The sequence below is a fragment of the Erythrobacter sp. MTPC3 genome (assembly GCF_042854385.1).
In the GTDB taxonomy this organism is placed as follows: domain Bacteria; phylum Pseudomonadota; class Alphaproteobacteria; order Sphingomonadales; family Sphingomonadaceae; genus Erythrobacter.
On sequence record NZ_BTGP01000002.1, the window covers coordinates 109,084 to 125,326 of the forward strand.

Below are 16,243 nucleotides of genomic sequence, written 5' to 3' on the forward strand. Positions count from 1 at the left end.
AAATATGCAGAGGCCGATAGCTGAATAGGCGCGCTGGTTGGCTAGCTCGCGGAGCCTCTTGCTTAGCTAGGCATTTCGTGACGCGGCAGGCCTTGAGAAAAACCACAGCTTACCACATGACGGCGGGCGTCAGAATTATCATGCCAGACGATCCAGCAGCGCTGCCTTGTCCAACATCGCTGAACCTTGTTCTTTTCATCTCGCCCGTCTTTTTATCGGGGCGGGCCCTAGTGACATTTGGAATGAAATCATGAGGTCAGGCCACGACAAGTCAGACTTTCTCGTTAGAATCGATGCGTGGCGGCGTATTCCACATAGCCAGAACACCTTCGATAGCTGCGACAAAGGCCAAGGGTTGATCGAGCATCAAATGGTGACGGGCCTCGGGAACAGATATTATCGGAATATCATTTCCGCCTATTTCGCGAATGTAATCGGCCGAAGCAGGAGAAAACAGCATACTCTTGCTTCCATGTATGATGGCTTTGCGGCCCGGAGCTTGCGCGAGGCGCTTACCCATATGCAGCCATTCTTCGGGCGTATTGCTCCTGCGAAAAACTTCTGGAGAAAACTTCCACGTCCATTCGCCCCGTTCTTGCCTCAGCGAATGGTACGCGATGTAGTCTAAAAGGAATGGCTCCGCGACCGGCTGGGGCGGAGAGAGAATGTAGCGTTCGCGCGCTGCCTTGTAACTGGGATAACGCCTGTTGGGTTTATCCGGATTTCCTGAGCCTGGGCTCGATCGCTCTTTATTCCAATACCCATCGAGCATTTCGGGACGCATGATCATGAGATCGCATACAACCACTCCATCAAAGGCATGGGGCGACTGGGTTACTGCTGTCAGCGCGGCACCAGAGCCGAAACTGTGAGCGATGATAGTCGGCCTGTGCCCATCCGCGAACAAGCCCAGCGCTTCAGCAATTTCAACAAACTCTTGCCCGCGCGAGGCAGTATCGGCTGACCCGCGCATCTCGCTATCGCCCATGCCTGCCAGATCGAAGGCGACCACGTCATAATCCTGCGCGAAGAAGGGCGCGATAAAGGCAAAACATCGGGCATGGGCGAGGAAGCCATGCGTCATCAGCAATTTCGGCTTATCGCGGTTACCCCAGCGAAAATAATGCACCTTCGCACCGGATATCTCGACATAGCCCTCTTCGCGCGGCACGCTGAGCGCGGTTATGAACCACTCGGGCAGGTGCGAACCGTCACCGGCCCATATGGGATCGATGTCGGCTGGAAGGGCGTTAACTGACTTCATGTCGTTCATTGCGCGAAGGGTTCCTTGCTGGTGAGCTTTGTGGTGGCAAAGCCGCGATAGGCATTGCGCGCGGCCTCTTCGCAAAGGGCGGCATAACCGGCCACGCTGGGGAAGTTGATGAGTTGCCGTTTTTTGCCAGGAATATTTGCGCCCATGTACCACGAATCCGCTTCCGGGAAGAGCGTCATCGCGCCAACCTGAGCGACCATTTCGGTCCAACCAGCTTCTGCGTCCGGGTCCGCCTCGAAGCGCTCGAAATCATTATCTCTCAGCCAGATCAGGAAGTCGCAAATCCAGTCGCCCTGGACTTCGGCAGCGGTCGGCCCGTTGGAGAACCCCGAAGGGCTCAACGGGCCGTAAGCGAACAGCATATTGGGAAAGCTGGCCACAGCCATGCCCAAATAGGCGCGCAGCCCGTCTTCCCATGCAGCCGACAGCGAGAGATCGTCTTTCCCGGTTATGTTCATGTCGATAAGGCCGCCGCGTCCCGCATCGAATCCAGTCGCGAAGACGATCAGATCGCAGCCAAACGCCCCGTCCTGAGTTTCGATACGGTCGGCGCTGATCCGGACAATCGGCGTGTCCTTCAGATCGACAAGCGCGACATTGTCCTGCGCAAAAATCTCGTAATAATTCTGTTCCAGCGATGGTCGCTTGGTGCCGAAGGGGTGGGGCGGTTCGGCAGGAGCAAGTTTTTCCGCAAGCGCCGGATCGACGATCCGCTCCCGGACCTTCTCGCGCCAGAAATCATAAGCGTAGCGGTTTGCTTTGCGATCGGTGAGCATATCCGCAAAATTGTGATACCAGAATTTCAGGCCGCCGCGCTGCCAGAGATACTCAAAATGTGCGGTGCGCTCCTCATCGCCAACCTCAAGTGCCGATTCATCCAGCGACTGGCATTCAAAACCCCCGCTGGTCTGCGTGCGTTGTTTGAAAATGGCTGGGTAACTCTGCTTTTCGCAGACCTGCCCTTCTGCGGTCATTGTTTCCTGCCGCATAGGCAGGGCGAGAATCGGTGTTCTTTGAAATAGTGTGAGCCGATCTGCCGATTTTGCCGCCTCCTGCGCCACCTGTACACCGCTGGCACCGGTGCCGATCAGGCCAATCTTCCGGCCGGCCAGATCGATCCCGTCCTGCGGCCAGCGCGCAGTATGAAACCAGTCGCCCGAGAATGTATCGAGGCCCGGAATATCGGGCACATAAGGTTTCGATGCGAAACCGAGAGCGGGGAGAAGAAACCGCGCTGTGACCGTATCTCCGCTGTCCAACTGCAGACGCCAGAGCGAGGCCTCTTGGGCGAAGCGCGCGCTTTTGACCCTCGTGCCCAAACGCATGTGCGCCCATAGATCAAGGGTATCGCAGACATGACGAAAATAGGCGCGCAGCTCTTCCCATCCGGGAAAACGCTCGCTCCAAGACCATGTCTGCCATAGCTCGGGAAGCGAGAATTCGTATAGGGGCACCTGCGAATCCACCCGCGCACCCGGATAACGATTCCAGTACCATATGCCGCCGGGCTGGGCGGCGGCATCAATCAACAGGACCTCGAACCCGGCATCGCGCAATTTGTGAAGAAGGTAGATGCCGCTGAACCCGGAACCCACGATCACCGCATCAAAATCGGGGGTGGTCTTGCCGCTCACATTGCCGCCCGGTTGCCTTCTGCGATCTTCTTCGCGGCAGCGTAATCCGCCTTGCCGTTGGAAGCGCGCAAGGCCGTGGTTGTGGGGTGGATAGCCTTGGGCGTCTTATACCCTGCGAGTTGCTGACGGACATGGTCCTTCACGCTCTGCTCATCGAATTCATCCTGATCGCTCAGATGGACCACGGCGGTCACCGCCTGTCCCCATTTCTCGTCCGGCATACCGACCACCAGCGCATCGGTAATGGCAGGATGCGTTTTCAGTGCTTCTTCGACTTCTTCGGGATAAACTTTTTCACCAGCAGTGTTGATGCAGACGCTGCCCCGGCCAAGCAGGGTCAGGCTGCCATCGGATTCGACCCGGCACCAGTCGCCGGGTATCGAATACCGAACCCCGTCGATGGTCTTGAACGTCTTTGCGGATTTTTCGGGATCCTTGTAATAGCCGACCGGGATCGCGCCCTTGCGAGCGATGAAGCCGGGCACGCCGCTACCCGCCTCGACCTTCTGGTCGTTCTCGTCGAACACATCGCAAAACTCGCCGATACCGAATTTTGCGGTGTTGGTGCCGCCTTCTGCGGTGGTAACAGAAAGGCCATAGCCCAGCCCTTCGGACGCGCCGAAACTGTCCATCAGGACCGCTTGCGGGATATGCTTGCACAGGCCCGCCTTGACCTCCTTGCTCCACATCACGCCCGATGAAATGATCGATATGAGACTGCTGGTATCCCAGCGGTCAGGATAGTCGTCGAGCGCCCCCAGCATCGGCTTGGCGAAGGCGTCGCCGACGATGGCGATGCTTTCGACTCCATGCTTTTCGACCGTGTCCCACAATTCTTCGGCATCGAATGACGGGTCATCCAGCGTAACAATTGCACCGCCCGACATCAGCGTACCGATCGCCGTGATGAAGCCGGTCCCATGCATCAGCGGGCAAGAGGGAAGGGTGCGGCGTGCTGTCTCCCCACCTTTGATGAGCTCGATGTTTTCTTCGTGTGACTGCGGCACGGGGCCAAGCAGCTTTTGCGCATCGAGCTGTGCCTTGCGCATATCGTCGTGCTGCCACATCACCCCTTTGGGCATGCCTGTGGTTCCGCCGGTGTAGATAAACAGCAGATCGTTTGGCGAACGCTCTATGCCCAGCGGCGAACCGTCGCCGTGCGTGGTGAGGCTTTCATACGGCACCGCAAAAGGCGCTATGTCGGACGGATTACCGATCTCGACAAACGTGTGAACCTTTGTCAGCCTGTCCTTGAGCTCAAGGATGTTGTCGCGGAATTCGGAGCTGTAGACGACCACTTCGCTGTCGGAATCGTCAAAAATGTAGAACACCTCTTCGGGCACATAGCGATAATTGATGTTCACATGAGTCAGTCTTCCCTTAAAACAGGCCGCCATTAACTCGCCATATTCGGGCCGGTTGCGCATGTAGAACGCAACTTTCGCCCCACTGCCGGCACAGCGTTCGCGCAAATTACGAGCGAGATTATTCGAACGCACCGACATTTCTGGCCACGTTACGATCCGGTCGCCATGGATCAGCGCGGGCGCTTCCTTCGGCATGGCCGGTTCAATCGCATCAAGGATGTCGCCAAGGTTCCAGTCGATCACGGTTTCATCTCCTCTCATGGCGGGTCGCCGCTTGTCTCGCGTGCGTCCCCGCAATTGCTTACATCATGCCGCCCGGGTCCATCCCTGCTGCACTGCCGCCTCGGCTCTCACCGCTTCGGGTCCGCCCAAAATCTGTCGGTCGAAACCGATCCGTTTGAACCAGTAATGGAGGCCCAGAAGGTCGGTAAAGCCCATCCCGCCATGCACTTCGGTGGACGTGCGAGCTACGAAACGATGCACTTCGCCCGTATGCGATTTTGCATGGCACGCAGCGAGCATAGCTTCATCCGGTGCAGCATCAAACGCGTGGGCAGCATACCAGACCAGCGAACGGCATGGTTCATGACGCGCGGCCATTTCCGCGCACATATGCTTTACCGCCTGAAAACTGCCGATGATCCGCCCGAACTGTTCGCGTTGCCCCGCATAATCCACCGCCTTTTCGATCATGGCCTGACCTGCGCCAATGCTGTCCGCGGCGAGTATCACGCGCCCAGCATCGCGCAGCCGAGCAGCAGTTGCCCCGCCATCATCGGCCAACGGTTCTGCGGCAACTTGCTCAAAGCGCAGCTCACCCACGCTGCGGGTCCGGTCAATTGTCGTGAGCGGGATTTTCTCCAGCCCTCCGGCCTCAGCGCGCACGATGTGCAACCGGCCACCTGTATCAGCCACCAGAAAGGCATCCGCCCCGGCAAAGTCGAGCGCAAACAACGCCGTTCCATTCAGCTTTTCGCCGTCGCAGGTCACGCCTGCGCCGCTTCGTGCTTCAACAGTTTCGGCGATTGCCACGGCTATCCTCACCTCGCCGCTGGCGATTTTCGGCAGCCATTCGGCCTGCTGTGCATCGCTGCCCGCCTGCGTAAACGCGATGGGGACAAGCACATGGTGAGCAAGGAACGGCACCGGTGCAACCGCATAGGCCAGCTGTTCGGCCACGACCGCTGCATCAAGCAAGGTCATGCCAAGGCCGCCATGCCCTTGGGGAACCATCATTCCCGTCAGGCCCAGTGCGCTAAGCGCCGACTGGACCTTTTCACTGTAAGACGCCTCGTCTTCAGCGCATTCACGCACATGATCAAGCGGGCAGGTATCGGCGAGGCATCGCGCGATTGCCTCGCGCAGCATTTGCTGGTCCTGAGATAGTCCGAAATCCATCAGGCCGCTCCCTGTTTCTGGCGAGCCGCGACGGCAGCGCCTTGCTGTGCTGGCGCAGGCTTCGCCAGCTTAGGTTCGCGCGGCATATCCAATCCGCGTTCAGCGATGATGTTCTTCTGGATCTGTGCAGTGCCCCCGCCGATAATCAGGCCCAGCTGGAACATATAGTTCCACTGCCATGCGCCGCCATCACGCTCGCGCTCGCTGCCATGATAAAGGATGCCGATTTCGCCCATTGCATCAATCGCCAGCGCCGAAATCTGATGCGCCAGTTCGCAGCTTTGTAGCTTGACGATCAGCTTGGCCATGCCGCCGGGATCGCCTTTTAGATTGTCCGACAGGATGCGCATTCCGTTGTATTTCATCGCCGCAACTTCGGCCTGAAGCGCGGCGAGTCGGTCGCGCAGCGCGGCATTGTCGATGGCCCGGCCTTGACCAATGCGTTCTTCCTGCATCAGCTTAACCAGTGACTGAAAGCGGTTTTCGAGCGCATCGGGATCACCCAGCATACCGCGTTCATGGCCCAGTGTCGCATTGGCGACGAACCAGCCTTGGCCGCGCTGGCCGACTATCTGGTCCATCGGCACGCGCACGTCAGTGAAGAACGTCTCGTTGAATTCGGCGTGACCGGTCATGGTCTTGAGCGGGCGCACTTCAATTCCTGGCGTATTCATCGAGAAGATCAGATAGGAAATGCCCCCGTGTTTGGGGGCGTCAGCTTCGGTTCTGACCAGACAGAAGATCATGTCCGCCTCCTTGGCGGTGCTAGTCCATATCTTCTGGCCGTTGATGACAAACTCGCCGTTTTCGACATGCGCGCTGGTTTTCAAGGCGGCGAGATCTGATCCTGCGCCCGGTTCGGAGTATCCCTGACACCAGACGATTTCCCCCTTCAGGGTCGGCTCGATCCACTGGCGTTTTTGCTCCTCTGTTCCAAGCTCCAGAAGCGTGGGGACCAGCATTGAAATGCCCTGGTTGGCAAGGCCGCCGGGAACGCCTGCGCGCGAGAACTCCTCTGCTATAATCCGCGATTTGAGGATGTCGGGCTCGGCCCCATAGCCGCCATATTCCGCAGGAATCGTTCGCGCGGTATAGCCGTATTCGATCAGCAGTTTCTGCCACTCGACCGCTTCGGCAGAGGGGCGGGCGGCGCGGCCCTGTCCAGCGGGTGCCTGATCGCCGTGCCGCTCCAGGAAGTGCTGCACTTCGCCGCGGAAAGTGTCATATTCGGGTCCATATGCAAGATCCATGTCGTGCCTATCCTTTCTCGGGCAGATTCGTGTCAGGGCGGAAAACCGGCAAGCGGAAATCCGCATCTATCAGTTCGAAATCCAATGTCACCGGAAGGTTCAATGCCAGCTTGTCATGGTCGCAATTAATAAGCCGGGTCGCCATGCGCACGCCTTCCTCCAATTCGATTACCGCTGCTATGAACGGAATGTCGGCGGCGAAGGCGGGGTGCAGGGCCTGATGCGTGACCGTCCACGAAAACAGTGTGCCTTTGCCGCTGCTTTGCTCCCACGAAAAATCGGGCGAGCCGCAATGTGCGCACATATAGCGCGGCAAATGGCGAAAAGTGCCGCACTCGCTGCAGCGCTGAAAATACAGATTGCCGTCCTGGCAACGGTTCCAGAACTCCTGCTCCACCGGATCCTGCGGGCGCGGCTTCGGTTTGGGCGGCACTTGCTGCGCCGAGGCCCGCATTTTGGGCGGAAGATCGTTTTCGTCGTTCATGCGAACCTCCTCAGGATGGCGATGCTGCCATCACCCAGATCGCCCCATCCGGTGACAAGGCCGGTCTGTGCGTTTTTGACCTGCCGCTCGCCGCAATCATGGCGCAGCTGGCGCACGGCCTCGACGATGTGGTTCAATCCCCAGACATGCGCCTCGCTCAGCAGCCCGCCATGGGTGTTGAGCGGGTAACGCCCACCCAGTTCGATCTGTCCATTTGCAACAAATTCCGTTTGACCGCCCGGCTCGCAATATCCCAGCGCCTCCAGTTGCAGAAGGACGACGTAGGTGAAGCAGTCGTAGATCTGGAGGAAGTCCATATCCTCGCGCTTGACGCCCGCCATGTCGAAAGCGCGAGGGGCGGCATAGCTCAGGCCGATCTTGAATGGATCGGGGCGCGAAGGGATGTCGTCTGCGGGATAGGGATGCCCCTCTGCTGCGCCGGCGATGCTGACAGGAACATGAGGCATGTCTTTCGCCCGGTCCATGCGCGAAACCACGACCGCGCAGGCACCGTCTGTTTCTAGACAGCAATCGTAGAGCCGGAAGGGTTCGGAGATCCACCGGGCCGAACGATAGGTTTCACTGTCCAGCTCGCGGCCATAGGTGAACGCTTTCGGGTTCAACTGCGCATGACGGCGGCAGGCCAGCGCGACGGCTTCCATCGCTTCCTCGCCAACTCCGTAAAGCTGCGAATGGCGGGTTGCGAGCCAAGCATACATCTGGACCGGCAGGAATACGCCATAGGGAATATAATAGCCCTGGATCGTGTTGGTCAGCGTGTTCATGTTCATCGGCCGGGTAGGCGGGGCACCGGGCTTTGGCCGCAGGGCCGAATAGCCATTCCAGCCCAGCGTCACGAGCACATGGTCGCACAGACCGCTCGCAATCGCCATGGCAGCATTCTGCAACGCCGTGGTCGGGCTGGCGCCGCCCATATGCACCGTGGAAGCATAGCGCAGCACATCGATGCCCAGATTGGCGGCCATCTCCTCCGATGTCGTATAGATCGGAGGCGGGACCATGCCATCGATGTCGGACGGCTTCAGGCCCGCATCCGCGATGGCCCGGCGCGAAGCCTCCAGCATCATATCGACCGCAGTATTCTCGGCACCTTTGACGAAGGCGGTCTCACCGATGCCCGTGATGGCCGACTTGTCGCTGAAACCGGAGGCAAAGCTATTGCTCATGTCCTTTGCCTTTCCTTCAGCTCGCCGATCTGTCCGCGTTCATGGGGAAAAGGTCGCACTTGGTTCACGATTAAACCTCCGCTCCAATTCACGAATATGTTCTCGCCGAAGAAAGCGCTTCCTCAGCACCTTTGACAAGGTCCTGCATGACTTCGGCTGCTGGTCGGATTGTGTCGATCAGCCCGATACCCTGACCTGCAAAGCCAGGTATAACGTCCTTGCGCTCGGCTTGGATGCCCGAAGCCATTACCGGCCCGGAAATCATCGACTGATATGGCATTGGGAGGGGCTCTTTGCCCGCTTCCACCCACGCATCGGCCCACCGGTTGCGGATCATGCGCGCTGGTTTGCCGGTAAGCGATCGGCTGACCACCGTATCGGCATCGCCGCTTTCGGTGATCGCTTCTTTTTGAAAATGCTCGATACCTGCTTCATCGGTTGCGAGAAACGCCGTGCCGATCCACGCTCCCTCTGCGCCCAGCATCATTGCGGCGGCAACGCCGCGGCCGTCCGAAATACCGCCAGCCCCGATCACAGGCACACGGTCGCCTACGGCATCGACGACCTGAGGAATGAGGGAGATGGTGCCGATCGGGGAATTGTGCCCGCCGCCATCGTGACCCTGCGCGACGATCATGTCGATCCCCGAATCGACGACCTGCTGGGCATGTTTGACCTTGCCGATAACCGCCATGACCTTCGTGCCGTTGGAATGGAGGCGGTCCATCCACGGCTTCGGATTGCCCAGACCAGCGGCATAGACCGGCACCTTCTCCTCGATCACCACTTCCATCTGCGCTTCGAAAAACTCCTTCGAGAACAGTTGCGGTGCGCCTTTACCCATTTCCGGGGCGCCCGCGGCGCGCATGGCCGCCGCAGCATCGACTTGGGGAAGGCCTTCGCGATCCATGAAATCACGGGTGAATTGTTGGTATTCGCCCAGCAGGCCCATCGGATCTTCCGGCGCGCCGCCGCTTTGCGGGGCGGAACCGCGCCTGACCGAAGCGGGCAGTAGCGTATCGACACCGAAGGGCTTGTCGGTAAGCTCGCGCGTCTGGCGAATCCATTCGCGTAGCTGTTCGGGCGAACATGCTGCTGCGCCCAACACACCGAGCCCCCCAGCATTCGAAACCGCTGCAGCCAGCGCCGGAACGCTTGCACCGCCCATACCGGCCAGAAGGATCGGGTATTCGATACCCAGCATTTCGCAAATTCGGCTCTTCAGTGCCATTTTGTCTTCCTCTCCAAATCGCGGCCCGGGGGCGCGCTTCAATTAGTAAAAAGTGCTAAATCTGCCCCCATTTTACCCGTTGAGACACCAGTTCCGGGCTGCGTTCCGCAAGGTAGGAAGCAGAGCCGGACACGAGACGACTCATTGCTTGGCGAGCAGCATCGGAATCCCCTGTGCGCACCGATTCAAGGACGCGGCGCAAAAACTTCAGTTGAACCGCCCGCTCCTGCGCAGAATATCCCAGCGCGTTGGAGAACTCGCGGGTCAGCAGGTGCATCGCCGATGTCAGCAAGCCGAACAGCGGATTGCCGCTGGCCCAACCAAGCAGGTCATGGAAGCGGCGGTTCAGTTCTTCAAAAGTGTCATCCTGTTCATGCCGCTCCAGCTCCTTGAAGCAATCGGCAAGAGCACTCAGATCGCCCGTACTCGCACGCTGGGCGGCATAGGCTGCGACATCGGGCGCAATCGCCTCGCGCAGTTCCAGAAGCCCGCGCAGATCCGCTTCCATGAAATGCAGGATGAGCGACAGGCTATTGACGAAATCACCGGTCTGCGGCCGGGCAACGACAGGCCCGCCGCCCCGGCCCAACTGCAGATGAATTACTCCCTGAAGCTCCAGAAAGCGCAAGGCTTCGCGCAAGGTCGCCCGGGCGACCTCGTAGCGAGCGAGCATCTCGTCTTCGCGCGGTAGGCGATCTCCTGCAGAATGGGCCCCAGCCTCGATATCGCGCACGATATTTTGGGCGAGCGACAATGCGCGTTTGGCCTTTTTGGCTGTAGCCATTTGAGGTTGCATCACTATCATTCTGCCCGCCCAACGAACCGTCTGTCCGGTCAAATCTTATAATACATAAGTCGCCTGGCTGGGATAGGTCAATGCCCTTGCTGGGGAAATGAAGGACGCGACAATTTAAGCTTATAAGGTTTATTGACGTGAGCCAGCGATATCCTTACTCTGCATAATGGCAGCCATATTTCTGCCGGGAGAGGAATACGCGAAATGGATACTCAGATTTTGGACATGGATACGGCGGAGAAGGTCGCTGCAATTCCTATCGATGAAATCGACGTCGCCCGGCCCAGCTTGTTCCAGAACGACACCATAGGACTGTTCTTCGATCGACTCCGCAAGGAAGACCCGGTGCATTATTGCCGTGAAAGCTATGTCGGCCCTTATTGGTCGATCACCAAGTTCGACGACATCATGGCGGTCGATACCAACCACAAGGTCTTCTCATCCGAAGCGAAGCTTGGGGGTATCGCAATTCAGGATATGCATTCGGTTGAAGGCGGGCTCGAACTGGAAATGTTCATTGCGATGGACCCGCCCAAGCATGATCAACAACGCAAGGCTGTCACGCCTTCGGTTGCCCCTTCAAACCTTCAATTGCTGGAGCCGATTATCCGCGAGCGGGCAAGCGAGATACTCGACCAGCTGCCGGTCGGTGAGGAATTCGACTGGGTCGATAAGGTTTCCGTCGAATTGACCACCATGACCCTGGCAACCTTGTTCGATTTCCCTTGGGAAGAACGGCGCAAGCTCACCCGCTGGTCCGACATCACGACAGCGGCGCCAGAGACGGGCATCGTGGAATCATACGAGGCGCGGCGCGAAGAGCTGATTGAATGCGCTATGTATTTCAAAGGGCTGTGGGAGCAGCGCGTCAACGAGGAGCCGAGGAACGACCTGATTTCCATGATGGCACATTCGCCAGCTACAAAAGATATGCCCTTTCTGGAATTCCTGGGTAATCTTCTACTGCTCATCGTGGGCGGCAACGACACAACCCGCAATTCGATCAGCGGCGGTGTTCTGGCGCTTAATCAGAACCCTGATGAATACCGCAAATTGAACGACGATCCTTCGTTGATCGCCAGCATGGTCCCCGAAATTATCCGGTGGCAGACCCCGCTGACCCATATGCGCCGCACCGCGCTCGAAGATTACGAAATTGGCGGCAAACAGATCAAGAAAGGCGACAAGGTCGTGATGTGGTATCTCTCGGGCAATCGCGATGGCAGCGTCATCGACCGGGCGGACGAGTTCATCATCGACCGGAAAAATCCGCGCCATCACCTCTCTTTCGGCTATGGCATCCATCGCTGCATGGGCAACCGGCTGGCAGAGCTGCAGCTGCGCATCATCTGGGAAGAAATTCACAAGCGTTTTTCAAAAGTCGAAGTGACCGGAGAGCCCGAGCGCCTGTTTTCCAATCTGGTACGGGGTATCACCAAACTTCCGGTGCGTTTGCACGCCCGTTGATTGTAGAAATCGAAATTTTACGGAGCTGGAAATGATAAAGGTAACGTTCGTCGCGAGCGATGGTGAACGACGCGAAGTCGAGATTGAGGAAGGCGAAACCGCGCGCGAGGCGGCCCTGTTCAACGATGTGCCCGGTATCGACGGCGATTGCGGCGGGGTGTGCGCATGCGCGACATGTCACGTCTTTGTCGATCCTGAATGGATCGACAAGGTAGGCCGAATAATGGACGACGGTATGGAAGCTGATTTGCTGCAATTCGCCGAAGGAACCACCGAATATAGCCGTCTTGCGTGCCAGATCCCGATGAAACCCATGCTGGACGGGCTCGTCCTCCACGTACCTGAAGAACAATATTAGAAACCCGCGAAAGAGAGCTCGCCTCAGCCAGAAACGATGCGGACCAAGAACAGACGATGCCTAGCAGGCTGGTCAACATGGAACCGTTAGCTATTCCGACAAGAAAAACATTCCTTTCCTATGTGTAATGTAACCGCGTCAGCCAACCACCTCGCTGGCTGCACCGTAACCGGCATTTTCCGGAATGGTCAGGAAATTCTTCCCGTCTCGCTGAACGATCTGCGGCAGGACTGGGTCTATCGTACGCGCCTCGGCGCGGGTGATGCAGTCCTGTGCGCTGTTTGCCTGCGCCAGCAGTTCCAGGTTCAGCCTGGTGGGGAAAATGATCGTCCTTTCCCCGGCCTCGCCCAACGCTAGGGCGCCAGCAGGAGATAGCCATTCAGCATCCACGGTTTCGTAGCCATCACAGGCCGCAATCTGCCGCTCTGGCGCGCGCGCAACGTAGAACCAGGTATCGAAGCGCTTGTTCATGAAAGTTGGGGTAATCCAGCGGGCGAAATCGCTGAGCCCATGCAGCCTCAGCCGCACATCTGCCTCACGAACCACGTCCAGGAATGACCGTTCTCCTTGCTCGACCGCCTTGCGGCTCGCCAGATCACAAGACCCTTCGAAAGCGGTGCCATATTTGGTATCGGCAAGCAGAATGCCCGCTTCTTCATAAGCTTCCCGGATTGCTGCAATCCGAAGGGCCCGCTGCGTCGGGTCGAGCACATCCCAGCCAGTGCAGTGGTCCGCCCAATGCTCCGCATCATCGCCTGCGGCGGGCTTGCCGCCTGGAAAGACCAATGCGCCGGAAGCGAAATCGATCTGATGGTGGCGTTTTACCATCAGGACCTGGAATTCTGGTTTATCGCGCAGCAGCAACATGGTGGCCGCGGGAACGGGATCGACGGGTTTTTGACTGGTCACACTTCTTTCTCCGATTGGTTCATCAATCTACATGCGTCGGCATCCTGAGGCGCGCGTAGGCAATAGGTTCAGTTCCATTTGCGAACCAGCGCGACCAGTGCGAGCGACAGCGTAATTGCGGCCAGCACAATTGACTGGTCTGCCAGAAGCGCGGCGGAAACGATGAGCGCGGCAACCACCGGCCCTTTGACCGACTGGTTTTGCTGTTGTGGACGGTCCAACTGCTCGAAGCTGGAGGGATCCACCTTCACCGGGATCGCGCCGGTCCGGGCAATTGCGGTCACAGTGTCGATCAGGTCAGGCAGGGACGCCGACAGGCCGAACAGTCGCTGACGCAGCTTGGTCAGCTGGTCGCGGGTGGCTCCCAATGAGAACCGTTCCGACAGCAGTTGGATAACTATGGGTTTCGTCTCTTCAGCGATGTTATAGTCCGGCGCGAACGGACGGACAAAGCCCTCGGCGGTTAACAATGTGCGCAGCAGGATGGCAAGATCGGGTGGCAGTACGAGGCGGTATTCGCGCAAAAGGCCGAAGACCCGGTCGAAAATCACCGAGAACTCAATACCGGACAGCACTGTCCCGCGGAATTCTTCGATGAGCTGGCTTAGGTCGATAGCGAACTGTCCGCGATCCACCGCCGGATTGCCTGCCCAATCGAGCAGCAGATCGGCGACATCCTCTGTTTGCTCATCGGCGATCCCGAAGATCAGCCGAATGATTTCCTGACGCCGCGCACCACTAAGAAAACCGATTGCGCCGAAATCGATGAAGCCAACCTTGTCTGCGGCGATCCGAAACACATTGCCGGGATGGGGATCGCCATGAAATTCGCCGTTGAGGATCATCATCCGCAGCACGGCATCGGCATAACGTCTGGCGAATACGGCATTATGCTCCGTGTCCGTTGACCGGTCGATCTGCGAGGCGGGCATGCCGGGCAAGCGTTCCTGCACATTCACCCGCAGCCCAGTAAGGTGCCAGTGAATTGTCGGGGTTTTCGCTCCCAAGGTTTCCAGATAGCCGCCAATCCGTTCGCAAGCGCGCGCTTCTGCTGCAAGATCCATCTCGCGGGTAAGGTTCTTGCCGAAGGTTTGGAGGAACTCCACCGGACGATAGCGGGCAATGTCGCTGGACCGGCGCTCAGCTGCCCCTGCCAGCCGCACCAGCAGACGCATGTCGGCTTCCAGCCGGGCCGCCGTGCCAGGCCGACGAACCTTCACGATCACGTCGCTGCCGTCGGGCAAGGTCGCCGCATAGGTCTGGGCAATGGAAGCAGAGGCCATCGGTTCGCGCTCAAAGGCCGTGAACTCTTCTTCCCAATTCTCTCCCCAACTGGCGACGAGCACCGGCTCGATTGAGGTGAAAGGCAGCGGTTCGACCCGGTCCTGAAGACTGGCCAGAGCGTCAATCCATTCGTCGGAGAACAAATCACCGCGGGTCGCTAGAAGTTGACCGAGTTTTACTCCGACAGGGCCTAAATCGCGAAGCAGGGCCACCGTCGATTTCGGCCGCAATTGTTCGGGGGTAATGTTGGCGTCAGGGTAAGGCGTTATTCCAAGGATATTACCCAGACTTTTCGCGCCGTGACGAGCGAAAATGCCACTCAGTTCCGCGAGGCGAGAAATGTCCCCGATAGGTTTTTCCGAACCTCCCGACATCTGTCTCAGTCCGCTGCGACGGGGAGTTGCGCCAGGTTATTCGATATCCGACCGAGTTGAGTTTTCATTTCAGACTTCTCTTCGGATGTAAAACCTGCCCACAAAATGCTATGAAGCCGGTCGGCAGACTGTCTGAGCTGAGGCAGAATCGTATCAATCTCGGAAGTTAAACTGATCCTCCATGCCCGTCTATCCGACGGCGCTCTCTCTTTCTCGGCCAACCCGCGTTGGCAGAGAGCCATCACGGCTTGGCCGATCGTAGCCGATTCAAGGTCCAGACGTTTACCTATGGCTGCCTGGGTCAGCTCGGGTTCTTGCAACAGCAAGCCGATGATCCTCCACTGTGTCCGATTCAGGCCAAGGCCGGCTACAGAAAGGTCGTAGGACCGTCTAGCGCTCCGACTGATCTCGTCCATTAGATACAATAGCCGGTCATCGTCATTGATGGGCGACCGACGGTCTTCTGCTTTGCTTGCTAAAAGTTTAGAACTAACCATGGGATTTCGTAAGCCGAACCAGAGCGAAACGCCAATTAAAATTCATAAAGTCATTTATCATCTGCCAGACGTTCACTAGCTCGCCCAACCGATGAATTGAGCGACGTTGAATGAGCGCGCGAATGACGGATATTACCGAAACCGTTGATGATGATAAGACGCCGGTCGCAGCGGACAGTGTGGTCGTTTCTTCAAAGGTCGCAGTATAGGTCGATGCGGTGCTGGTTTCGGAAAACCGGAAGCCCGCGCGCAGCTCGATTTGGCGGACCTTAACGTTTCTTCGACCGAGTTGAAGGCAAGCTGAGCAGGGCGCATGGGTTACCTGTCGGTACGGGTCTGACAATTCGTCCAGCCCGGCCAGAGGCTCGTGACGCTAGGCCGTGTTGACAAAAGACTTCAGCCATAAGCGGGCGGCTGCGAGGTTGAGAAAGCCTTCGAAGGAAAGGATGGCCTTATCGTTTAGGGTGGCGATACGGCGCGGCTGCTTGAGTTTACCGAACACCCCGCTCGACGTGATTGCGGTCGCGGTAACGGCGATAGCCGGGATGTTCTGGCACCTTGTGGTTCGAACGAGGCGAGATGATTGGCAGGATACTCCGGATCAGCAGGCTTTCACGGAAGCGATCACCGTAATACCCCTTGTCCGCCAACAGCGCCTTGGGCGCGGTGACAGGGATCTCCATCAGCGGTTGGCTTGCGGTGTGATCGGAAGCCTCGGCATCGGTTGGGATCAA

15 protein-coding genes are annotated in these 16,243 nt (G+C 58.1%); 2 read left to right on the forward strand and 13 right to left on the reverse strand.

Annotation, left to right across the window (positions count from 1 at the left end; translation table 11 throughout):
* Positions 1-271: 271 nt before the first annotated feature.
* The 9 genes from ACGHU1_RS03230 to ACGHU1_RS03270 all read right to left on the reverse strand — a co-directional run bounded on the left by ACGHU1_RS03230 (position 272) and on the right by ACGHU1_RS03270 (position 10,662).
* The gene (locus ACGHU1_RS03230) at positions 272-1,273 is read right to left on the reverse strand and encodes an alpha/beta fold hydrolase (RefSeq protein ID WP_390583399.1); all 1,002 of its coding nucleotides are present in this window, start codon (positions 1,271-1,273) and stop codon (positions 272-274) included.
* Complete coding sequence (locus tag ACGHU1_RS03235) at positions 1,270-2,907, reverse strand: flavin-containing monooxygenase (protein WP_390583401.1); 1,638 nt, start codon at positions 2,905-2,907, stop codon at positions 1,270-1,272. The genes ACGHU1_RS03230 and ACGHU1_RS03235 overlap by 4 nt, the downstream gene beginning before the upstream one ends.
* The gene (locus tag ACGHU1_RS03240) at positions 2,904-4,535 is read right to left on the reverse strand and encodes an acyl-CoA synthetase (protein ID WP_390583403.1); all 1,632 of its coding nucleotides are present in this window, start codon (positions 4,533-4,535) and stop codon (positions 2,904-2,906) included. Before ACGHU1_RS03240 ends, ACGHU1_RS03235 begins: the two co-directional genes overlap by 4 nt.
* A 45-nt stretch (positions 4,536-4,580) precedes the next feature.
* Complete coding sequence (locus ACGHU1_RS03245; protein WP_390583405.1) at positions 4,581-5,672, reverse strand: acyl-CoA dehydrogenase family protein; 1,092 nt, start codon at positions 5,670-5,672, stop codon at positions 4,581-4,583.
* A complete protein-coding gene (locus tag ACGHU1_RS03250; RefSeq protein WP_390583407.1) occupies positions 5,672-6,922 on the reverse strand; it encodes an acyl-CoA dehydrogenase family protein in 1,251 nt (416 codons plus the stop codon). The genes ACGHU1_RS03245 and ACGHU1_RS03250 overlap by 1 nt, the downstream gene beginning before the upstream one ends.
* 7 nt (positions 6,923-6,929) lie before the next feature.
* Complete coding sequence (locus tag ACGHU1_RS03255) at positions 6,930-7,376, reverse strand: Zn-ribbon domain-containing OB-fold protein (protein WP_390583409.1); 447 nt, start codon at positions 7,374-7,376, stop codon at positions 6,930-6,932.
* A 26-nt stretch (positions 7,377-7,402) separates the two neighbouring features.
* Positions 7,403-8,593 carry a transporter gene (locus ACGHU1_RS03260; RefSeq protein WP_390583411.1) on the reverse strand — a complete coding sequence of 397 codons (1,191 nt, stop codon included), beginning with the start codon at positions 8,591-8,593 and terminating at the stop codon, positions 7,403-7,405.
* Positions 8,594-8,681: 88 nt separating this feature from the next.
* On the reverse strand, positions 8,682-9,824 hold the full coding sequence (locus ACGHU1_RS03265) for an NAD(P)H-dependent flavin oxidoreductase (RefSeq protein WP_390583413.1): 1,143 nt from the start codon (positions 9,822-9,824) through the stop codon (positions 8,682-8,684).
* 55 nt (positions 9,825-9,879) lie between these two features.
* A complete protein-coding gene (locus ACGHU1_RS03270; RefSeq protein WP_390583415.1) occupies positions 9,880-10,662 on the reverse strand; it encodes a FadR/GntR family transcriptional regulator in 783 nt (260 codons plus the stop codon).
* Between the two features lie 162 nt (positions 10,663-10,824).
* Between ACGHU1_RS03270 and ACGHU1_RS03275 the strand changes: the two genes are divergently transcribed.
* Complete coding sequence (locus tag ACGHU1_RS03275; protein ID WP_390583417.1) at positions 10,825-12,087, forward strand: cytochrome P450; 1,263 nt, start codon at positions 10,825-10,827, stop codon at positions 12,085-12,087.
* Positions 12,088-12,118: 31 nt separating this feature from the next.
* Positions 12,119-12,445, forward strand: coding sequence for a 2Fe-2S iron-sulfur cluster-binding protein (locus ACGHU1_RS03280; RefSeq protein ID WP_341858753.1), 327 nt, complete (start codon positions 12,119-12,121; stop codon positions 12,443-12,445).
* A gap of 138 nt (positions 12,446-12,583) precedes the next feature.
* On the opposite strand, the gene ACGHU1_RS03285 is transcribed toward ACGHU1_RS03280, so the two are convergent.
* From ACGHU1_RS03285 to ACGHU1_RS03300, 4 genes are all read right to left on the reverse strand, one after another.
* Positions 12,584-13,354 carry an NUDIX hydrolase gene (locus tag ACGHU1_RS03285; protein ID WP_390583420.1) on the reverse strand — a complete coding sequence of 257 codons (771 nt, stop codon included), beginning with the start codon at positions 13,352-13,354 and terminating at the stop codon, positions 12,584-12,586.
* A 68-nt stretch (positions 13,355-13,422) separates the two neighbouring features.
* Positions 13,423-15,012 (reverse strand): ABC1 kinase family protein, encoded by a 1,590-nt coding sequence (locus ACGHU1_RS03290; protein ID WP_390583422.1) that lies wholly within the window; start codon positions 15,010-15,012, stop codon positions 13,423-13,425.
* Positions 15,013-15,017: 5 nt separating this feature from the next.
* The gene (locus ACGHU1_RS03295) at positions 15,018-15,509 is read right to left on the reverse strand and encodes a MarR family winged helix-turn-helix transcriptional regulator (RefSeq protein ID WP_390583424.1); all 492 of its coding nucleotides are present in this window, start codon (positions 15,507-15,509) and stop codon (positions 15,018-15,020) included.
* Between the two features lie 491 nt (positions 15,510-16,000).
* Positions 16,001-16,243, reverse strand: coding sequence for a hypothetical protein (locus ACGHU1_RS03300; RefSeq protein ID WP_390583426.1), 243 nt, complete (start codon positions 16,241-16,243; stop codon positions 16,001-16,003).